This window comes from Dietzia sp. NCCP-2495 (assembly GCF_026011735.1).
Lineage (GTDB): Bacteria > Actinomycetota > Actinomycetes > Mycobacteriales > Mycobacteriaceae > Dietzia.
In genome coordinates this window covers 436,596-456,622 of sequence record NZ_BRVN01000001.1, presented here as the reverse complement: position 1 = coordinate 456,622, position 20,027 = coordinate 436,596, and the positions used below count along the sequence as shown (strand labels likewise).

The 20,027-nt window shown below is 68.4% G+C and carries 17 protein-coding genes; 8 read left to right on the top strand and 9 right to left on the bottom strand.

Annotated elements, in window-relative coordinates; genetic code table 11:
• Positions 1–598 precede the first annotated feature (598 nt).
• Complete coding sequence (locus OPF83_RS02110) at positions 599–1,207, bottom strand: O-methyltransferase (RefSeq protein WP_264885542.1); 609 nt, start codon at positions 1,205–1,207, stop codon at positions 599–601.
• A gap of 191 nt (positions 1,208–1,398) precedes the next feature.
• Here OPF83_RS02110 and sigE point away from each other — a divergent pair, with 191 nt between their 5' ends.
• From sigE to tatB, 4 genes are all read left to right on the top strand, one after another.
• Positions 1,399–2,022: an RNA polymerase sigma factor SigE gene (gene sigE, locus OPF83_RS02105; protein ID WP_264885541.1), complete on the top strand. Its 624-nt coding sequence runs from the start codon at positions 1,399–1,401 to the stop codon at positions 2,020–2,022.
• 145 nt (positions 2,023–2,167) lie between these two features.
• Entirely contained in the window at positions 2,168–2,689 is a 522-nt protein-coding gene (locus tag OPF83_RS02100) for an anti-sigma factor (protein ID WP_264885540.1), read from the top strand.
• A 10-nt stretch (positions 2,690–2,699) separates the two neighbouring features.
• A complete protein-coding gene (locus OPF83_RS02095; protein ID WP_264885539.1) occupies positions 2,700–4,334 on the top strand; it encodes a S1C family serine protease in 1,635 nt (544 codons plus the stop codon).
• A gap of 100 nt (positions 4,335–4,434) precedes the next feature.
• The gene (gene tatB / locus OPF83_RS02090) at positions 4,435–4,929 is read left to right on the top strand and encodes a Sec-independent protein translocase protein TatB (RefSeq protein ID WP_264885538.1); all 495 of its coding nucleotides are present in this window, start codon (positions 4,435–4,437) and stop codon (positions 4,927–4,929) included.
• 26 nt (positions 4,930–4,955) lie between these two features.
• Here the strand turns inward: tatB and OPF83_RS02085 are convergent, their stop codons facing one another.
• The 4 genes from OPF83_RS02085 to OPF83_RS02070 all read right to left on the bottom strand — a co-directional run bounded on the left by OPF83_RS02085 (position 4,956) and on the right by OPF83_RS02070 (position 9,232).
• The gene (locus OPF83_RS02085) at positions 4,956–6,095 is read right to left on the bottom strand and encodes an Mrp/NBP35 family ATP-binding protein (protein ID WP_264885537.1); all 1,140 of its coding nucleotides are present in this window, start codon (positions 6,093–6,095) and stop codon (positions 4,956–4,958) included.
• A 39-nt stretch (positions 6,096–6,134) separates the two neighbouring features.
• Positions 6,135–7,286, bottom strand: a complete 1,152-nt coding sequence (locus OPF83_RS02080; RefSeq protein WP_264885536.1) for a lytic transglycosylase domain-containing protein — start codon at positions 7,284–7,286, stop codon at positions 6,135–6,137.
• 75 nt (positions 7,287–7,361) lie between these two features.
• Positions 7,362–7,925, bottom strand: coding sequence for a DUF1003 domain-containing protein (locus OPF83_RS02075; protein WP_264885535.1), 564 nt, complete (start codon positions 7,923–7,925; stop codon positions 7,362–7,364).
• Between the two features lie 2 nt (positions 7,926–7,927).
• Complete coding sequence (locus OPF83_RS02070; protein WP_264885534.1) at positions 7,928–9,232, bottom strand: magnesium transporter MgtE N-terminal domain-containing protein; 1,305 nt, start codon at positions 9,230–9,232, stop codon at positions 7,928–7,930.
• Positions 9,233–9,301: 69 nt separating this feature from the next.
• Here OPF83_RS02070 and OPF83_RS02065 point away from each other — a divergent pair, with 69 nt between their 5' ends.
• The 3 genes from OPF83_RS02065 to OPF83_RS02055 all read left to right on the top strand — a co-directional run bounded on the left by OPF83_RS02065 (position 9,302) and on the right by OPF83_RS02055 (position 11,516).
• Positions 9,302–10,315, top strand: coding sequence for a CoA ester lyase (locus tag OPF83_RS02065; RefSeq protein ID WP_264885533.1), 1,014 nt, complete (start codon positions 9,302–9,304; stop codon positions 10,313–10,315).
• Between the two features lie 89 nt (positions 10,316–10,404).
• The gene (locus OPF83_RS02060; protein WP_264885532.1) at positions 10,405–10,911 is read left to right on the top strand and encodes a general stress protein; all 507 of its coding nucleotides are present in this window, start codon (positions 10,405–10,407) and stop codon (positions 10,909–10,911) included.
• A gap of 5 nt (positions 10,912–10,916) precedes the next feature.
• Positions 10,917–11,516, top strand: a complete 600-nt coding sequence (locus OPF83_RS02055; RefSeq protein ID WP_264885531.1) for a suppressor of fused domain protein — start codon at positions 10,917–10,919, stop codon at positions 11,514–11,516.
• A gap of 45 nt (positions 11,517–11,561) precedes the next feature.
• Here OPF83_RS02055 and OPF83_RS02050 read toward each other — a convergent pair whose 3' ends face one another.
• Positions 11,562–12,632: a magnesium and cobalt transport protein CorA gene (locus OPF83_RS02050; protein ID WP_264885569.1), complete on the bottom strand. Its 1,071-nt coding sequence runs from the start codon at positions 12,630–12,632 to the stop codon at positions 11,562–11,564.
• A gap of 194 nt (positions 12,633–12,826) precedes the next feature.
• Between OPF83_RS02050 and OPF83_RS02045 the strand changes: the two genes are divergently transcribed.
• Positions 12,827–13,702 carry a glycine betaine ABC transporter substrate-binding protein gene (locus tag OPF83_RS02045; protein ID WP_264885530.1) on the top strand — a complete coding sequence of 292 codons (876 nt, stop codon included), beginning with the start codon at positions 12,827–12,829 and terminating at the stop codon, positions 13,700–13,702.
• Between the two features lie 183 nt (positions 13,703–13,885).
• On the opposite strand, the gene OPF83_RS02040 is transcribed toward OPF83_RS02045, so the two are convergent.
• From OPF83_RS02040 to OPF83_RS02030, 3 genes are all read right to left on the bottom strand, one after another.
• Complete coding sequence (locus tag OPF83_RS02040; RefSeq protein ID WP_375546188.1) at positions 13,886–17,644, bottom strand: multifunctional oxoglutarate decarboxylase/oxoglutarate dehydrogenase thiamine pyrophosphate-binding subunit/dihydrolipoyllysine-residue succinyltransferase subunit; 3,759 nt, start codon at positions 17,642–17,644, stop codon at positions 13,886–13,888.
• Between the two features lie 137 nt (positions 17,645–17,781).
• Positions 17,782–18,471, bottom strand: a complete 690-nt coding sequence (locus tag OPF83_RS02035; protein WP_264885529.1) for a hypothetical protein — start codon at positions 18,469–18,471, stop codon at positions 17,782–17,784.
• A 100-nt stretch (positions 18,472–18,571) separates the two neighbouring features.
• The gene (locus OPF83_RS02030) at positions 18,572–19,906 is read right to left on the bottom strand and encodes a D-arabinono-1,4-lactone oxidase (protein WP_264885528.1); all 1,335 of its coding nucleotides are present in this window, start codon (positions 19,904–19,906) and stop codon (positions 18,572–18,574) included.
• Between the last annotated feature and the right edge of the window lie 121 nt (positions 19,907–20,027).

Below are 20,027 nucleotides of genomic sequence, written 5' to 3'. Positions count from 1 at the left end.
TGCCTCCCACCCCGCACGCAGGGCTCCGGTCGCCTCGGTGAGCAGGTCGGACGACGAGCCGGAACGGCGACTGGACGGCTGGCTGGACGGTGGGGTGGAAGCGCCATCGGCTGTGGTGCCCATCGGTGCCCCCTCTTCTCGCCGCCGTTCGCTACTTGAACCGGCCTCGCTACTTCGAACCTGGTTTCTAGTGTACGGGCACCTATTCGAATGTGCGGTCTAGGTTTGGTAACGGTATTGGGTGGTTGGCTGGGGATGGCCGGGGTTGGCCGGATACAAGGGGAATGCGGGGGGCCGACCTGGACTGCGCTATCGCATCGAGTCCGGCTTGCGGCTGGATTCGCAGAGCGTGTCAGTGGGGTCCAAGAGTGGGGCCCAAGGGTGGAGCTCACTGAGGCATCACCGACCGCCAGTCGAGCTCCGCGCATGCGCCATGACGCAGAACTTCCCCCACGCACGAGCGGGAAGGCAGTTCCAAACAGTCCAACGCGAGGACCTCAGCGCAACGCGAGGACCCAAGTACAACGCGAGGTGCAGGATGTCAGTCGAAATGGTCCGCCAGAATCAGGGGATGACGAGGGACGGCGGCCCGGCGCGGCTACAGGGTGACGATCGTGAGTCCGTTCCCGACGGGAAGCACGGTGACATGCGCGTGCTCGGGCAGCTCCGCTTCCTCGGGCAGGGGGGCGTGCTCACCGAGGAGAACCAGGGCACCCCCGGCGCGCAGGAGTTGGTGCGAGCGAGACACCACTCGAGTCAGGGAGTGCGCAGGGACATCGGCAACGACGAGGTCGTAGGCGCCATCGGCGAGCTTGTCGGCGACGTCGAGCGGGCGCGCCGCGATGTACCGTGCGGCCGACGCCGGGTGGCCGGCCGAGCGGACCGCGGACTTGGCGGCGTCGAGATGATGCGGATCGTCGGTGATGCACGTGACGACCGCGCCTCCGTCCGGTCCTGCGGCGGCGAGGATCGCCAGGGCGGGCACGCCGGGAGCGGGGCTGATGCACACCGCTGCGCGAGTCTTGGTCAGTCTGGCCACGAGTCGGATGGCATCCGCGGTCAACGCATCCGGGGAGGCGGCGCCCAGTTCGTCCGCCTCGGTGCGGGCGGCAGAGTAGAGGGCGTCGTCGACGAGTGCGGCGCTCCGAAGCGCTATGCCGTCGAGTCCGGAACGGTCGGTGGCGGGGACATCTGAGGAATCGGACACCAGGACAGGCTATCCGGTGCTGTGGAGTGTTCGGTGTCCAACTCGCGGTGATCGGATCGGTATGAGACTCTCAGTCACATCTCAGCGCGGATCTACTGTTCGGTCATCTCCATGAGGGATGGTGGTCCTGTCGCATCGTGAGGATGCGTGTAGCGCAGCGTGACCACGACGGTCGCGCGGAAGGTGGCCCATTGTATTCACGGACCGTGCACGGTACGACGATCGTCTCCGAGACCGATCGTGACGATCTCACGGGGACTGCGCGCTTCGACGCCACCGGTGCGGCCGCTGATATGCCCTCGTGGTCTGATCTCGTCGCTCAACACGGTGACCGTGTCTATCGTCTGGCATTTCGCCTCTGTGGCAACGCCCACGACGCCGAGGACATCACCCAAGAGGCGTTCATCCGGGTGTTCCGCTCGCTCGACAAGTACAAGCCGGGCACGTTCGAGGGTTGGATGCATCGGATCGTCACCAACCTCTTCCTTGATTCCGCACGGCGGAAGTCGCGTATCCGGTTCGAGACGCTTCCCGATGACGCCGAGCGTGTCCCCGGACGTGAGCGCAGCCCGGAGCAGGTCCTGTCGGAGGAGACGTTCGATCCGATCCTCCAGACGGCACTGGCCAATCTGTCGCCTGAGTTCCGAGCGGCTGTCGTTCTCAGCGACATCGAGGATCTCAGCTACGAGGAGGTCGGGCGGATCCTGGGCGTGAAGATGGGGACCGTGCGCAGTCGGATCCACCGTGGACGTGCCGCGCTGCGGGCGGAGCTCGAAGCCGCCGGAGTGACCGGAGTGCACAGCAGGACCGAGTGAGTGCGGTACTCCCGCCCGGGAACCCGTGAGGACTCCCGGGCGTTGAACCTCTGACGGGATCGACGTGATCCCTGCTCGGCCCTGCAACCCGGCGTTGGCAGGCCGCGACCGGGTCGAGCGCAGGACCGGAGTTGGAGGGCGTGCGGTGGAGCAACGACCGCCTGGAGGCGAACCGACCCCCGAGTTCAGGCTCTCGCAGGAGTCCGCTCGCGAGATCGCCGGACAGACGGGGCCGCCACGCAGACGCAGGACCTTCCTGTCCACCGATCACCTCTCGACCGAAGCCGCTGCCGCCTACGTGGACGGTCGCCTGCCGCACGCCGGGCAGACCCGGGCTGACGCGCATCTCGCGCAGTGCGAGCAGTGTCGTCGCGAGGTGGACGACCAGCGTGAGGCCCGCCGCGCTCTCCGCGGGTCCGGCCCCATCCGTATGCCCAGCGACCTTCGCGACCGTCTGAGTTCTCTCGGCGGTCTCGGGGAGACCGTCGATGACACGGCGCCAGGATCCGGAGCGCCAGGGGCCGGGGAGTCCGAGCCGAGGACGCCGGGGGAGAGGACGCCGGGGAACGGGCCGACAGGTGCGGCCGGTCCCGACGTGGGAGGTGGGCGCGCCGAGGCCACCCCGTGGTCGAGGCTGCTGCGCCGGTTCCGCGGGACCGACCACTAGGGTGGGCCGAGTGGAGGACCAGACAGGTGTGCCCGGCGACGCGGCACGGGGAGACGCCCCGGACCGCCCCTTGCGCGAGCCCGCCCCGATAGACCGCCCGGATGTCGACGACGACATCGCTGCGCGGTTCAGCCGACCAGAGGGTGTCACCGGGGCCTTCGACCCCCGCTTCACCTCAGGGGCTGCAGGTGTAGTCGGTGCTGCGGGTGTAGTCGGCGCTGCTGGTTCTGACGGCACCGGCGGGGACAGGACCGGGGGGGACTCGATCGGCGGGGGCTGGACCGGCGGAGGCACGTCCGGGAACTCCTCGTCCGCGAGTGGTCCTCAGCCGGCTGACCCGGCGCTCGAGCAGGCATTCGCCCCCGCACCCGGCGCCGAGCGCGGAATCGAGCGTCATCCGTCCTGGCAGGACGAGGTCTCCACTCCGCCGCCTCCGCAGCCGGACCCGTGGCGGGACCCCCAGGCGCCCGTCGGGCTGGGAGCCCCGGCCGTGGAGGAGTCCACCGCACACGAACCCGTCGACCTGACTGCCCCGGATGCTCCCCGGGCACCTCGGCTCTCCCTCTCGGAGGCGCTCTTCGAACGGCGACTCAGCAGGAGAGCACTCGCCGGGGCGGCTGCGGTCGTCGCCGTCGTCGCCCTCGCAGGCGGTGCCGTCGGCGCCGTCGTCGCCGATTCCGCTCGCGTCCTCACCACCTCCACGGTGAGGATCGCCGACGCCCCGGACGACGCGTCGGGACCCGACAACACCGTCGGCGAGGTGGCGCGTCGGGTCCAGCCCGCCGTCGTGAGCATCCAGGTCTCCACCCCGTCGGCGCGCGGCGAGGGATCCGGCATCGTGATCGACCCACAGGGCTACATCGTCACCAACAACCACGTCGCCACCCTCGACGGCGCTGCCGACCGCGCCGACATCGACGTGGTGTTCTCCGACGGCTCCCGCGCACCCGCCGAATTGGTGGGGACGGACCCGCAGATGGACCTCGCCGTCCTCAAGGTCACCGACGTGCAGAACCTCACCGTCGCGGCGCTGGGCGACTCGGACGACGTCGAGGTGGGCGAACAGGTCATCGCGATCGGTTCCCCGTTGGGCCTCGTCCGGACCGTCACCGAGGGGATCGTCTCCGCCACCCAACGCCCCATCGCGCTCGGTGAGGCGACCTCCGACGGCGACGTGGTGATCGACGCCATCCAGACCGACGCCGCGATCAACCCCGGCAACTCGGGCGGTCCGCTCATCGACGGAACCGGCGCCGTGATCGGCATCAACACCTCGATCTTCACCCAGTCGGGCGGCTCCATCGGGCTCGGGTTCGCCATCCCGGTCAACGACGTGCGCACCATCGCGACAGCGCTGATGGAGGACGGAACCGTGCGCCACGCGACCATCGGCGTCAACGCGCGAAAGGCCGACAACGGATCGGTGGAGGGCGCAGAGATCGTCAACGTCCGCGACGGATCGCCCGCAAAGGAGGCCGGTCTCCTCGAGGGGGACGTGGTCACAAAGGTCGGTGATCGCCCCGTTCGCTCGTCCGACGAACTAGTGGTGGCCGTGCGCCGGGCGGGTGCTGACAACGACGTGCCCGTCGAGGTGATCCGCAACGGTTCGCGCGTCGAACTGACCGTGCGGCCGGCCCTGGACTGAGCTGCCCACCCGCCCCTGACGCGCCCGGGTAGGGGATCGGACCTCCCCCGGACGACGGCGCACTCCCGTCGGGGGGCCGGACGACGTATCCTCGACAACGATGTTCACGAACGTGGGTTGGTCCGAGATCCTTGTGCTCGGCGTGGTGGCGCTGGTGATTCTCGGACCCGAGCGCCTACCCGAGGCTGCCCGGTGGCTCGCCGGAACCATACGCAAGGTCAAAGAGTTCGCGAGTAATGCACAGCAGCAGCTCAAGGACGACTACGGAGCTGACTTCGAGGAGTTCAGCGAGCCGATCAAGCAGCTCAACGAACTACGTGGGCTCAGTCCCCGCGCGATGGTGACCAAGCACCTGCTGGACGGCGACGATTCGCTGTTCACCGGCAACTTCGACGCCGCCGCCCCCGCTGGTGGCGCGGCGGCCGCCGCGACCGTCGGATCTCAGACCGTCGATCCGCGTCCATCCACCAAGCCGAAGGCCGCGGCGCCGCCCCCCGCAGCGTCGGGGACCACCGGCGCGACCGCAGCCCCGGCTCCTGCTCCCGCTCCCACCCCGCCGGCCGGTGGGGCGGTCTGGGACAGCGACGCCACGTAGAGGACGGCACGTAGGGTAGCTGCCGGTCAGAGGTGTCGGGTGGTGTCGATCCCCAGGTTCATCCCGGCGAGCCCGCGCGGACGGACCGCGAGGTTGTCGGCGATCTCGCGGAAGGCCTTGCCCGACGGTGAGTCCGGCTCGGCGAGGACGATCGGGGTGCCCCCGTCTCCGTGCTCACGGACCGACTTCTCGAGCGGGACCTGGCCGAGGAGCTTGACCGGGGCGCCCACCGAACGGGAGAGGTTGGCCGCGACCTCCGCGCCACCTCCGCTGCCGAACACGTCCATCCGGGTGCCGTCAGGCAGTTCGAGCCACGACATGTTCTCGATGACGCCGGCGATGCGCTGGCGGGTCTGCAGTGCGATGGATCCCGCCCTCTCGGCGACCTCGGCGGCGGCCTGCTGAGGGGTGGTCACCACGAGGATCTCCGCTGACGGGATCAGCTGTGCGATCGAGATGGCCACGTCACCGGTACCGGGCGGGAGGTCCATCAGCAGCACGTCCAGGTCGCCCCAGTAGACGTCGGCGAGGAACTGCTGGAGCGCGCGGTGGAGCATCGGGCCACGCCAGACCACCGGGGTGTTGCCCTTGGTGAACTGGGCGATCGAGATGACCTTCACGTCGTGGGCGACCGGCGGGAGGATCATCTGCTCGACCTGGGTCGGACGGGCATCGGTCCCGAGCATGCGCGGGATCGAGTGGCCGTAGATGTCGGCATCGAGCACGCCGACCGACAGTCCGCGATCAGCGAGGGCGGTCGCGAGATTGACCGTCGCGGTGGACTTGCCCACTCCACCCTTGCCCGAGGCAACCGCGTAGACGCGGGTCAGGTTTCCCGGCTGGGCGAACGGGATGACCGGCTCCGCCGCATCGCCGCGCAGGTGCTTACGCAATTCGGTCCGCTGCTCGTCGCTCATCACGTCGAGCTCCACGGCGACCTCACCGACACCGGGCACATCGGACACCGCCGAGCGGACCCGGTCGGAGATGGTGTCGCGCATCGGGCAGGAGGCGACGGTGAGATAGATGCCGACGTCGACCCGGCCGGTGGCCGGATCCACCTCGACGCCCTTGACCATGCCCAACTCCGTCAGGGGCTTCCGAATCTCCGGGTCATCGACCTTTGCCAGGGCAGCGCGGATCAGTTCTTCGCTGGGTGTACTCATGATGACCCGAGTCTAGGCGTCGTATTTCGGCGACGGGATTCAGGCCGGGGGTGGCGGGCAGAACGGATGGATGCAGGGCAGCTCGATCACCGGGAGACCGACAGGCGCGGGCGGCGGGGCGGCCGGTGCGTTCTCTGCGACCGGTGCCGGCGCGGGAGACCCCGCCGGGGACGGGGTCGCCGACGGCGGAGTCGGTGCGGGATTGTCCGGTGCCGGGGGTGCGGGTACCTCCGTGCAACCCGGCACGGGGTTCGGGGGCTTGCCCTCCTCGGCCGTCTCGGGAGCCGCGGTCGGCGTGCCCTCCCAGCCCTCGGGGCAGTGTTCCGGGGGCTTCGGCGGCTCGATGGTGGGTTCGGGCTGGTGGATCGGGGGCAGATCCGAGGGGAGCGGGTACGCGTTGACGGCGTAGCCGTGAGCCCAGGCGTTCACGTTGGCGACGTAGGCCAGCGAGTTGTTGTACGAGAGGATTGCTCGGCTGCGCGCGGCCGGGTCGGCCATCGAACCGCCCTGGTTACACAGGAGCGTGGCGGCGGCGAGCGCCCCGTCGTAGATGTTGTTCGGATCGGCGAGTCCGTCGTCGTTCCCGTCGCGTCCCAGCGTCGCCCAGGTCGACGGGATGAACTGCACGGGACCCACGGCACGGTCGAAGTCGCGGTCGCCGTCGAAACGGCCGCCATCGGTGTCCTTGATGACCGCGGTTCCCGGAATCGAACCGTCGAGGCGGGGTCCGACGATGCGACCGATGGTGTTGCCGTGGACGTCGAACGCGCCCCGTCCCTGATTGGACTCCACCTGACCGATGCCGGCGAGCACGGTCCAGTCCATCTCACACGCGGGCTGCTCGGCGTTCAGCCTATCCGTGGCGCGGTGGTAGGCGTCGAGTGCGATACCGGGGATGCCCAGCGGGCCGTCGGGAATCGTCGCGGGGGCGATGTGGGCCGCGCCCGGGTCGTCCTCGGGCGCAGGCTTCTCGGAGGTGGGGTCGGTGGTCTCGGGGGTCGTGGACGCGGCGGTGGTCGGGTCCGACGTGGACGTCTGCGGCCCGGATTCGGCCAGCGGAGTGATCTCGGGAGCATCGGGAGGCGAGTTGTCCACGGACAGTCCGACGGTGGAAAGGACCGCGATGGCGGTCGCGGTCACCGCGGCGCTGGTCAGTACTCGACGATCGACGTTCGGCGCGATTCTGCGCAAACCCTCCCCCTAGCGGTCATCGGATACGGCATGCCCGAGGCATGTCCCCTTCTCTCGCATCCTCTCGGGCCGAGGTTACCCCCGACCACTCCACTGTGAGTCGTCTTCCTCGCCCGATTTGTTACCGGCACCGCCGACTGCACCACCGTCCGCGGCAGCGAGCAGCGTCTCGATCCGTTCGATCGAATCCCGGAGGTCGTCGAGCTCTCGTCGCAGGTAGTCGCGGGTGACGGTCTCGCCGACGGAGAGGCGGACGGACGCAAGTTCCCTGGCGAGGAACTCGGTGTCGGCCTTGGTCTGCGTCGCGCGGAGTCGGTCCTCCTTGAGCGCCGACTTGTCGCGGTCCTCCTGGCGGTTCTGGGCGAGGAGGATCAGCGGAGCGGCGTAGGCGGCCTGAGTAGAGAACGCGAGATTCAGGAGGATGAACGGGTAGGGGTCGAACCGGAGTGCCACCACGGCGACGTTGAGGATGATCCAGACGATCACCACGACCGTCTGGATGACGAGATACCTGCCGGTGCCGAAGAAGCGCGCGATGCTCTCGCTGTAGCGGCCGATCGCGTCGGAATCGAAACTGATCCGGGGACGGCGCGAGGTGACAGGGGTGGACAGCGGGGATCGGGTCGAGGACTCGTTCATGATCAGTAGGTCTCCCTGTCGTCGTGGAGGTCCAGGTCACGCCAGTCCTCCGGCAGGAGGTGGTCGAGGAGCTCATCCACCGCGACGGCCCCGAGCAGGTGTCCCTCGTCGTCAACGACCGGGCCGCAGACGAGGTTGTACGTGGCAAAGAACCGGGTCACCGCGTCCACAGAGTCCGTGGGACGCATCGACGACAGACTCGTGTCGAGGGTCTCGGCGACCATCGTCGACGGGAGTTCCCTCAACAGGGCCTGGATATGGACGCAGCCCAGGTATTTACCGGTCGGGGTCGCGGTGGGCGGACGAACGACGAACACGAGGCTGGCCACGGCCGGGCTGAGATCCGGATTGCGGCAGTGCGCGAGTGCCTCGGCGACGGTGGTCTGGGGCGACAGGATGATCGGCTCCGGCGTCATGAGGCCGCCGGCGGTGTCCGCGTCGTAGGTCAGCAGCATCCGGACCGGTGCCGAGTCCGCGGGGCTCATCCGGGCCAGCAGTGATTCGGCCTCGGGCTCAGGGAGCTCGCCCAGGAGATCCGCCACGTCCTCGGGATCCATCGCCTCGAGCACGTCCGCTGCGCGTTCCACCTCGAGTCTGGTGACGATCTCGGTCTGCTCGTCATGCGGGAGCTCCTGGAGGATGTCCGCCAGTCGCTCGTCGTCGAGCGTGCGGGCGACCTCGAGGCGCCGGAACTCGGGGAGTTCGCGTATCGCGTTGGCGACGTCGGCTGGTCGGAGGTCCGCGTACTGCTCGACGAGGCTCTCCGCACCGTGGCCCGGTGCACCGATCGCCGTGTGATCGAGTCCTCGAATCCGCGACCACGGGTGGATCGAGACGGGGCCGCGGCGGCCGAGTGGGGAGCGGCCTCGGCGAACGCGGACGGCGACCCTCGACACCAGCCAGTCCCGAGACCTCTGGCGCTCGATCTCCACGTCGACGACCTGGTGACGGACTAGCTCGTCGTCGTCGACATTCGGACCGGTGCCCGAGGGTGGGGCGTACACAATCGAGTCGACGATCGACCCCAGAACGGTGTCCTCACCCTGGCGTGACTGGAAGCGATGCAGGTTGATGGTCCCGGACACCAGCGAGACGGAGCGGGGTTCGATGGCCGCCACCCTCAGCATCGGTACGAAGATCCGCCGCCGGGTCGGCAGCTCCACCACCAGGCCGATCACCCGGGGCGGCTTGTGTTCGGACCGCATGGTCACCACGACGTCACGGATTCGTCCGATGTCGTCCCCGTCAGGTCCGATCACCGGGAGTCCGGCTAGCCTGGCGACGAAGGCCTTGTTGAGGTTCGCCATGCGGATCAGATTAGTCGCCGCCCGGCGGACACCTCCTGCCGAACCGGACCAGAGGGAGAACCACCCACGATGACCGACCACATCCGCAGCAGCTCTTCTGTGGCCGATGACGCCGCGACCCGGATCGCGGACCTGCGGTCGCGGCCGCGCCGCACGGTTCTCGCCGTTCCCGGCAGCAGCGTCAAAATGATCGCCAAAGCGAAGGGACTCCCCGTCGACGAGGCGTTTCTCGATCTGGAGGACGCGGTGGCCGGTCCGGCCAAGATCGAGGCACGGAGCAACGTCGTCGACGCGCTCGTCTCGGGTGGGTTCACCGCGCAGACGGTCGTCGTGCGGGTCAACGCCTGGAACACCGAGTACACGGTCGGTGACGTCACGGAGGTCGTCGGGCGTGCCGGCGCACATCTCGATGCGCTGCTGTTGCCCAAGGTGCGGTCAGCTTCGGAGGTCGTGGCACTGGATCTCGTGCTGTCCCAGGTGGAGAAGTCCGCGGGACTACCGGTGGGATATATCGGTATCGAGCCCCAGATCGAGGACGCTCTCGGTCTGACGAACATCAACGAGATCGCCACGGCGAGCCCGCGGGTTCTCACCCTCGTGTTCGGGCCGGCGGACTTCATGGCCTCCATCGGCATGCGCACCCTCACGGTGGGGGAGCAGCCGGACGGGTACGCCCCGGGCGACGCCTACCACCACGTGTTGATGTCGATTCTCGTCGCGGCGCGAGCACACGGACTGCAGGCGATCGACGGTCCGTTCCTCAAGGTGCGGGACGAGGAGGGTTTCCGGCGTGCTGCCGCACGCACCGCGGCGTTGGGGTTCGACGGCAAGTGGGTGCTGCATCCCGCCCAGGTCGACGCGGGTAACGAGGTGTTCAGTCCGCGCCAGGAGGAGTTCGACAAGGCCGAGGGGATCCTGGCGACCTATGCTCACTCGACATCCGTCGAGGGCGGCGCCCGGGGTGCCGTGATGTTCGGGGACGAGATGCTCGACGAGGCCAGCCGTAAGATGGCACTGGTGGTCTCCGCGCGTGGCCGCGCGGCCGGGATGACGGTTTCGTCTCAGGGCTCGGCAGACGCCTGACCATCGAGCACGCGCCTGACCATCGAACACGACTGCCCCCGAGTATCCGTGGACACGAGTTCCCGGACAGCTCCCGAAAGGACTGATCAATGAGTTCTCGCGTGAACCCGGCGATGGGCCGATCTCGTGCCGTCCAGTCCCCGGGGCTCCCGACGCCTCCCACCGGGTGGGTCGTGGGGTCCTACCCGACGTACGAACAGGCTCAGGCCGCGGTCGACCATCTGGCGGACGAGAACTTCCCCGTCCACGAGGTCACCATCGTCGGGGTGGACCTCATGCAGGTCGAGAGGGTCACCGGTCGTCTCACGTGGCCGAAGGTCCTCTTCGGGGGCCTGGCGACGGGCGCCTGGCTGGGGTTGTTCGTGGGCCTGATCCTCGGGATGTTCACCCAGCCGCTGTGGGGCGTCGTGCTCACCGGCCTCGTCGGTGGCATGGTCTTCGGACTCGTCTCGGCGTCCCTGTCGTACGCGGCGACAAGGGGTAAGCGGGACTTCGCGTCGACCTCCCAGTTGGTGGCCGGACGGTACGACGTACTGTGCGAGCCCGCCAACGCGGAGCGGGCGCGTGACGAACTCGCCCGGCTCGGACTGAAGTGAAGGAGATGGACTCCCCGCTCGGTGACGCCGGGGTACTGGAGAAGGTCCGCGAGCATCTGGTGGGTCAGTTCGGTCCGGACCCGCAGGAAGCGTCGGTGACGTTCCTCGGCGCGCCCCCGATCCGGATCCTGCGCTTCGTCGACATCGAGACCGGGGTGGTCCGCTACGTCTCGCTGGGCTGCTCCGCCAACCCGATGGGGGACCCGTCGGCCCTGGTGCCCGATCCGACCGCGCCACGGGCCGAACTGAGTCTCGTCCTCCGCGGCGGAGTCGACGGACTCGTCCGCGCACTTGCCGTGATGGCGTCGACGCCGATGATCGAGGGACTGGTCCTGCAGGCGGGGGCGCTCATCGATCTGGGGGAGCCGCTCTGGCCCGGCGCGGCGTTCACCGCCGTGGTCCTGAGGGAGCCGGAGATCCCTGTCGTGGAGCTGCCCGGCGAGGCTGCTCCGGTGGAGGTGTTCCGGGCGGTGCCCGTGACACACACCGAGGCGGCGTGGGTGCGGATGAAAGGTGCGGCGGAACTGGAGGAGGCGTGGGCCGAGGCGGGTATCGACGTCTCGGACCCCGGTCGCTCCGCGGTCAACCCGGGACGGTCCCGCTGAGACAGGCCGGGTTCGACGAGCGTCGCGATACGCCCGTCGTCGGCCTCAGAGCCACTTGTTCCTGCGGAAGACCCAGAACAGCACCGCGCACGTGGCCACCATGAACACCAGTACGTAGAGGTACCCGTACTCCATCGAGAGCTCGGGCATGTGCTCGAAGTTCATGCCGTAGATCCCCGCGATCATGGTGGGGACGGCGGCGATCGCGACCCAGGCGGAGATCCTGCGCATGTCCGTGTTCTGCCGCACACCGATCATCGCGACCGCGGCGTGGACCAGGGACGTGACCTGCTCGTCGAGTGCGGCGACCTCCGCCGCGACCTGGGTGTGATGATCCTGGACGTCGCGGAAGTAGTGCCGGATCTCGGTCGGAACCAGGTCGAGGTGGTCCGCCGACAGGCGGTGGAGTGGCCGGGCGAGCGGCGCGATGTCGTGCTTGAGCTCCACGAGTTCGCGCTTCAGTAGGTAGATGAGCTCGATGTCCACGTCGGCGCGCGGGGTGAACAGCGCAGCTTCCAGAGCGTCGACGTCGAGTTCCACGGCGTCTGCGACCGAGGTGTAGTTGTCCACCATGCGGTCGGCCACGGCATGCATGACGACCGCCGGTCCCACTGCGAGCCGCTGTGGTGCAAACTCGAGTTCGGCGCGGATCCCGGCCAGTTCGGCGAAGTCGCCGTGTCGGATGGTCACCACGAAGTCGCGACCGAGCACGATCATCACCTCGCCGATGGTGACGATCTCGTTCACCTCGCTGAGGGAGTCGTGGGGCTGGTACTGCACGGAGTAGATGTTGAGGACCAAGGTGGTGTCGTAGGCCTCCAGTTTGGGCCGCTGGTCGCCGACCGAGGCGTCCTCCGCGATGAGTTCATGGATCCCGAAGGACTCGGCCAGTGTCTCCATGAACCGGACGTCGGGTTCGTGCAACCCGATCCACACGAATCCGCGGCCGGTTGACCGGACCTCGCGGATGGCCTCGTCGTGGGTGAACTCTCCGGGCACGCGGACGCCGTCGACATAGATGCCGCAGTCGACGACCGAATCGGGGACCGCCGTGGCGGGTGTGGCGGGTGTCGACCGGGACGACGTGGGGACGCCGACCCGTAGTCGTCGGGGCATGGCAGGCACCGGCGCTCCTTTCGCAGATCAGGTTAGACAGTAGCCGCCACCCCGGGACGCGGCGTGACGATCCGGGGCCGGGGCTGGGAGAATGAGAATCCGGGAGTGCCGCGCGTGGGCGTGGGCACGGTGTGACGAGAAGAGAGTGTGGTCGGATGCGGCGGTCGTGGAGACGGACTGGGTGGCGGACGGTCGTGTCGGCGGCGGTCGCCGCAGTGGCGCTGACGGGCTGTCAGGCGCAGTCGTCGATCGTTCCGGCGCACGAGGACTCCCCGCTGGTGATCATCGAGACCGCGTCGTTCGCCGAGGCCGAGATCATCGGTCACATCTACGGTAATGCGCTGGTCCGTCAGGGCTGGCGGGTGGAGAACCGTCCCCAGTCCGGAACCGAGGCCGAGGTCGTCGATGCGGTGGCGTCGGGGGAGGCGACGTTCACCGTCGGCTTCACCGGTGAGCTGTTGCGCATGTTCGATCCGTCGTCGACGGCCGTGGCCGCGGACGAGGTCTACCCGGCCATGGTCGCGGCGCTGCCCGAAGGGGTCACGGCGGGAGACCCGGCTCCGGCCGAGGACGCGCCGGCGTACGTGGTCTCGGAGAACACGTCCGAGCAGATGGGTCTGTCGGTGATGTCCGATCTGGCCGGGCGGTGTGGCACCCTCACGCTCGGTGCCAGGCCCGAGGTCCTGGCGGATCAGGAACTGTCCCGCGCGGTCGGTGAGGCGTATGACTGCGGCTTCGCGGCACGGGTGCCGCTCGGGTCGAATCCGGGAACCGTGCGCGACGCCCTGCGCAGTGGCGCGGTCGGTGTCGGAGTGGTCCGATCGTCGGATCCGATCCTGGACGAGGCGGACCTGGTGATGTTGGACGACGACGACGAGGCGATCACCGCCCAGAACATCATCCCGGTGTTCCGGAAGGGCTCGTTGACGGAGGACCAGCTGGATCTGGTCAACAGGATCAGCGGTGAGCTGACCGATGCCGATGTCCGCGAACTGTTGGTGGGCGTCGATGTCGGCACGGCCTCACCGGTCGCGTTGGCCAACTTCTGGCTGGACGAACACGGCTACTGAGCCGGCCTGCGCTGGAATGACGTGCGCTGGTGTGCGCTGGGCTGGCGTGAGCTGGCCTGCGCAGGGCTGACCTGGCCTGATTCGCAGGACATTCTCAGTAGATCGATCCTCCACGACACCCGCCCTCTACCAACGTCGAAGGGCCCGTCCATCGGACGGGCCCTTCGAGGTGTCAGGTGCTGATCAGGCGAACGCCTCGTCGACCAGGGCCTTCTGCTCGACGGCGTGGACCTTGCTCAGTCCGGTCGAGGTGGCGGCCATGGGGCGACGCGAGACGCGCTTGAGGCGCGGGAAGTCGTCGATCCGCTCGGGCAACTCCAGGGCGAGGAAGCTCCACGCACCCTGGTTGGCCGGCTCCTCCTGGACCCACCGCACCTCCGAGAGGTTCGGGTAGCGGTCCAGCGCCTCGCGCAGGCGACGGTGCGGGATCGGGTGGAGCTGCTCCAGGCGGACGATCGCGATGTCGTCCCGCTCGTCCTTGTCCCGACGCGCGGCGAGCTCGTAGTAGAGCTTGCCGGAGACCAGCAGCATGGTCTTGACCTTGCTCGGGTCGCTGCTGCCGTCGACGAACACCTGGTCGTCGATGACCGAGCGGAACTTGCCCGAGGTGAAGTCGGAGACGGGGCTGACGGCCTTCTTGTTGCGCAGCATCGACTTGGGCGTGAACACCACCTGCGGACGCTTGATACCGGTGGCATGGCGTCGCATGAGGTGGAAGTAGTTCGCCGGCGTGGACGGCTGGGCGACGGTCATCGAGCCCTCGGCGCACAGCTGGAGGAAGCGCTCGATGCGGCCGGAGGTGTGGTCCGGGCCCATGCCCTCGTGGCCGTGCGGCAGCAGCAGCGTGACCGAGGACTTCTGGCCCCACTTGGCCTCACCGGACGAGATGTACTCGTCGATGATGGTCTGGGCGCCGTTGACGAAGTCGCCGAACTGGGCCTCCCACATGACGAGTGCCTCGGGGTCGCCGACCGAGTAGCCGTACTCGAAGCCGAGACCCGCGTACTCGGTGAGGGCGGAGTTCCACACCTCGAACCGGCCCTCGGCGCCGTCCAGGTGCTGGAGCGGCGAATAGGTCTCGGCCGTGGTCTTGTCGACGATCGCGACGTGGCGCTGCGTGAAGGTACCGCGCTGCGAGTCCTGACCGGTGAGGCGGACCGTGCGGCCCTCCAGTGTCAGTGACCCGATGGCCAGCAGTTCGGCGAACGCCCAGTCGATGTTGCCGTTGTAGGCCATCTTCTGGCGGGCCTCGTAGACCGGCTTGACGCGCGGGTGGATGTGGAATCCCTCGGGCAGGTTGCCGAACGCGTCGCCGATGGCGTGGACGACGGACTCGTCGATCGACGTGACGACGCGGGGGAGCGGCTGGTCCGGCTCGATCGACTGCGAGGCCTTGACCGGGTGCTTCTCGAGCTCCCGGACCTCGTTGAACACCCGCTCGAGCTGGCCCTGGAAGTCGCGGAGCGCGTTGTCCGCTTCCTTCTCGGTGATGTCGCCACGACCGACGAGATCTTCGGTGTACGACTGACGGACGCTCTTCTTGCCGTCGATCACCTCGTACATCCGCGGCTGCGTCATCGACGGGTCGTCGGCCTCGTTGTGGCCACGGCGGCGGTAGCAGACGAGGTCGATCACGACGTCCTTCTTGAACGCCTGGCGGAAGTCCATCGCGAGGCGCGCCACGCGGACGCAGGCCTCCGGGTCGTCACCGTTGACGTGGAAGATCGGCGCGCCGACCATCTTGGCGACGTCGGTGCAGTACTGGCTCGACCGGCCCGCCTCGGGTGCGGTGGTGAAGCCGATCTGGTTGTTGACCACGATGTGGATCGTGCCGCCGGTGCGGTAGCCGTCGATCAGCGAGAGGTTGAGCGTCTCGGCCACGACGCCCTGGCCGGCGAACGCCGCGTCACCGTGGAGCATGAGCGGGACGACCGGGTACTCCAGACGCCACTCCTCGTCCTCGATGAGGTCCTGCTTGGCGCGAACGATGCCCTCGAGTACGGGGTCCACGGCCTCGAGATGCGAGGGGTTGGCGGTGAGCGAGACCTTGATCTCGTTGTCGCCGAACATCTGGTACTGGATGCCCTCGGCACCGAGGTGGTACTTCACGTCGCCCGAACCGTGGGCGGCCGAGGGGTCCATGTTGCCCTCGAACTCGGTGAAGACCGTGCGGTAAGGCTTGCCCACGATGTTGGCCAGCACGTTGAGGCGGCCACGGTGGGGCATGCCGATGACGACCTCGTCGAGACCGAATTCGGCGGCCTCGTCGATGACCGCGTCCATCATCGGGATGACGGACTCCGCGCCCTCGAGCGAGAAGCGCTTCTGGCCGACGTACTTGGTCTGGAGGAAGGTCTCGAAGGCCTCGGCGGCATTGACCTTCGACAGGATGTACTTCTGCTCGGCGACGGTCGGCTTGTCGTCGACACCCTCGAGACGGTCTTGCAGCCAGTTGCGCTGCTCGTTCTCGAGGATGTGGGTGTACTCGACGCCGATCTTGCGACAGTAGGCCGCCCGGAGTGCCGACAGGACGTCGCGCAGCTTCATGCGGTCCCTGCCGACGAAACCGCCGACCGAGAACTCCCGATCGAGGTCCCAGAGGGTGAGCTCGTGGGAGTTCACGTCCAGGTCGGGGTGGAACGTACGGCGACGCTGGGCGTGCATCCCGTCGAGCGGATCGATGTCCGCCATGAGATGTCCGCGGTTGCGGTAGGCGGCGATCAACTCGAGGACGCGGGCGTCCTTGTCGACGCGGGGGTCGGTGATGTCCTGGCGCCAGCGGACCGGCTCATACGGGATCGCCAGCGAGGTGAAGATCTCGTCGTAGAACGTGTCGTCGATGAGGAGGCGGTGGATCTCACGGAGGAACTCGCCCGACTCCGCGCCCTGGATGACGCGGTGGTCGTAGGTCGAGGTGAGCGTGGTGATCTTGCCGACGGCGTTCTTCGCCAGCTGCTCGTCGCTCGCGCCCTGGAACTCGGCCGGGTACTCCATTGCACCCACACCGAGGATGGCGCCCTGGCCGACGGTCAGGCGCGGGACCGAGTGGACGGTGCCGATGCCACCCGGGTTGGTCAGGGAGATGGTGACACCAGAGAAGTCGTCCATCGTCAGCTTGCCGACGCGGGCACGGGCGACGATGTCCTCATAGGCGTTGAGGAATCCGCGGAAGTCGAGCTTCTCGCAGTTCTTGATCGCGGCCACGACCAGGCTGCGGCCCGCCTTGGTCTTCATGTCGATCGCCAGGCCGAGGTTTATCCCGTTCGGGGTGACGGAGTTCGGCTTGCCGTCGACCTCAGCGTAGTGGTTGTTCATGTTGGGGTAGGCCTTGACGGCCTGCACCATGGCGTACCCGATGAGGTGCGTGAACGAGATCTTTCCACCACGCGTGCGCTTGAGGTGGTTGTTGATCACGACGCGGTTGTCGATCATGAGCTTGGCTGGCACGGCGCGGACAGAGGTCGCCGTGGGCAGCGTCAGTGACGCGTTCATGTTCTTGACGATCGCGGCGGCAGGTCCCCGTAGCACAGCGCTCTCCGGCTCGGCCGGCGGCGAGTAGTCCGGGCGGACGGGCTTCTTCGGGGCCGGGGCGTCCGGCTTGTTCCGGGTCTCCGGGGTGCGGACGGGAGCGGTACCGGAGCCCTCCCGCGAGGTCTGGGGCTTATCGGCGCGGTTGGTGGCCGGGGTCCCGCTGGGGGCGGACGGTGCCGCGTCGCCGTCGGCTCCCTTCGTTGCGGCCTCGGTGGTCCGAGCTGGACCGGACGTCGCCCGGGCGCCGCCCGTCGAGTTCTTCCCGGAGGCGGAGGCGGAGGCGGCCTCCGGGTTGGCCTCGAAGTACTCGTGCCAGGAGCTGTCCACGGAGGACGGGTCCTTGGTGTAACGCTCGTACATTTCGTCGACGAGCCACTGGTTCTGTCCGAACTGTGAGACGGTGTTGCTCACGATGCTGGGGGGCCTCTCTCGTTCTGTGTTGGGTTTCACACGCCGAATGACTCCCAGGCTAGACCTTCTGCCCGCGCGGGGTTCTCGATCTCACCTGACAGGGGGATGTCGTCGAGTGATCATCCGGGGTTCACCTGTTATGACCACTCGCCGGGCGGAGCACCGAATGTGGCGTCGGCGGTCTCCACGACCGTCCGACCGAGCTTACGGTTGCCCCACCCACCGACGACGGCACCGACCCCGGCGGGGGCGAGTTTGCCCAGGGCGAGGCCCGCCTTCTTCACGGCGAACTTCCGGACGAAGCGGTTGAGCATCCGCTTGTTGATCTCGGCGAGCCCGGGGATCCGCAGCGCCCTGCTCGCGAGGGAGACGTTCTTGGCGGATCCTGCGGAGGAGCCGACTGCGTTGGCCAGCAGTGCGGTCCCGGAGGCGCCGAGCATGACCGTCATGACCAGGAGTTCCTCGTGCTCGCTGCTGTGCACGTCGAGGCCGTGCACCTCGGCCACAGCGAGCGTGTAGAACGCCGTGGCCTCGAGGAAGAGCACCGATTCGGCACCGATCGCGCCGAAGGCGGCGATGGTGCCGATGCCGGGGATCGCAGCGGTGCTGCCCACGGCGGCGCCGGAAGCGGTGACGGCCCCGAGGAACAGGGTGTCCACCCGCTCCCGGATCCGGGCCGGGCTCTCATCAGGATGGTCCTCGCGGAGTTTGCGGACGTACGCCTTGGCCGTCCCCGACTGGAGTCGGATCGCCCGCCGGAGGGCGGCGGTGATCAGACCGGCTGCCGGGCCGGAGATCGGGGACTGTGACTCGTCGCGGTCTGGCACGGGTTCTCCTTCGTCGGGTGAGGGGAGATTTGGACCGTTGGTGATGAGGGCGGATACCCGCCGGTACGGCACAGGGTACGGAATCAGAGGTCTCGAGGGGTCAGGGGAGAACCCGCTCCGTGTAGACGTTGCCGAAGACCCGGTCGGGGTCGAGCCGGTCCCGCACGGCGACGAAGTCGTCGAAACGCCCGACCATCGCCGAGAGGTCTTCGGCGGTTCGGGTGTGCATCTTCCCCCAGTGCGGTCGGCCGCCGGCGGCGAGGAAGATCTCCTCGGCCTGACGGAACAGTTCGGTGTGGTCCATCCGGTGGTACTGGTGCACGGCGATGTAGCAGACCTCGCGGCCGTGGGCGGTGGAGAGCCACACGTCGTCCGCGGCGGCGAACCGGACCTCCATCGGGAACGGGGTCAACACGCCCGAGCGGTCGATCATGTCCCGGATGTCTCCGAGCACCGCGCCCGCCGCGGCGAGCGGGACGGCGTACTCCATCTCCCGGAACCGCACCCGGCGGGGTGAGGCGAACACCGCGTAGCTGCGGTCGGTGAAAGTGCGGGCGGACAGGGCCCGAGAGGTGAACCTGTTGAGGCGGGGAGCCAGGGAGGGGCGGCGCGCGGCCATCCGGCAGATCGCGTCGAAGCCCTCGTTGGAGAGGAACTCGTCACTGATCGCCGTCTGCAGTCGGCCGACCGGCTCGAGCTCCGTGTCCCCGGGGAGCCGGGTGTTCCGCTTGACGTTGATCGAGTCGGTGTGGGGGAACCAGTAGAACTCGGCGTGGTCCGCCGAACGTGCGAAGCCCTCCATGTCCGTCATGACGGCGGACAGAGTCCAGGGACGTTCGTCGGCGCGGAGGGCGAACGCCGGTACGCACCGGATCGTCATCTTGGTGATGATCCCCAGGGCGCCGATGCCCAGCCGCGCGGCCTCGAACACCTCGGGGTTCGCGTCGCGGGAACACGACAGGACGCTTCCGTCCGCGGTGACGAGCTGGAGTCCCACCACCGTCGCGGGGATCCCGGGGTGTCCCAGTCCCGTTCCGTGCGTACCGGTCGAGACGGCGCCCGCCAGCGACTGCTCGGCGAAGTCCCCGAGGTTCGGCTGGGCCAGTCCGAGATCCCACAGCAGGTGGCCGAGGCGGTGCAGGCGCGTCCCCGCCCAGACCGTGACGTCGGCGCCGTCGACCCGGCCGTCGGCGCCGCGCGTGGGGACGATCGACTCGATGCCGGTGAGGTCGTCGAGTGTCATGAGGACGCCGTCCGTGGCCGCCGCGGGGGTGAACGAGTGACCCGCGCCGACGCACTTGACGCGTGTGCCGGATTCGGCGGCGGCGATCACCGTGTCCGTGACCTCGGCGACGGTGGTGGGGGCGACCCGGGAGGTTGGATGCGCGATGACGTTGCCGGTCCAGTTGGTCCACGGTGCGGTCGAGGTCGTCATGGAACCCGACAGTACAACGCGGCGGGCGACCCGGGTGGGTGCCCGCGGGCGGGTCAGCCGGCTGTGTCACAAAGGTGGGCAGAAGGGGCGTCCTGGACGACGTACCTGCACGGGGGCGCCC

Bases quoted from the DNA above. Each gene is read 5' to 3' on its own strand.
- OPF83_RS02030 (WP_264885528.1), bottom strand. From the start codon at position 19,906: ATGACGACCTCGACCGCACCGTGGACCAACTGGACCGGCAACGTCATC.
- OPF83_RS02050 (WP_264885569.1), bottom strand. From the start codon at position 12,632: ATGCCCCGACGACTACGGGTCGGCGTCCCCACGTCGTCCCGGTCGACA.
- OPF83_RS02065 (WP_264885533.1), top strand. From the start codon at position 9,302: ATGACCGACCACATCCGCAGCAGCTCTTCTGTGGCCGATGACGCCGCG.
- tatB (WP_264885538.1), top strand. From the start codon at position 4,435: ATGTTCACGAACGTGGGTTGGTCCGAGATCCTTGTGCTCGGCGTGGTG.
- OPF83_RS02070 (WP_264885534.1), bottom strand. From the start codon at position 9,232: ATGGCGAACCTCAACAAGGCCTTCGTCGCCAGGCTAGCCGGACTCCCG.
- OPF83_RS02075 (WP_264885535.1), bottom strand. From the start codon at position 7,925: ATGAACGAGTCCTCGACCCGATCCCCGCTGTCCACCCCTGTCACCTCG.
- OPF83_RS02085 (WP_264885537.1), bottom strand. From the start codon at position 6,095: ATGAGTACACCCAGCGAAGAACTGATCCGCGCTGCCCTGGCAAAGGTC.
- OPF83_RS02055 (WP_264885531.1), top strand. From the start codon at position 10,917: ATGGACTCCCCGCTCGGTGACGCCGGGGTACTGGAGAAGGTCCGCGAG.
- OPF83_RS02060 (WP_264885532.1), top strand. From the start codon at position 10,405: ATGAGTTCTCGCGTGAACCCGGCGATGGGCCGATCTCGTGCCGTCCAG.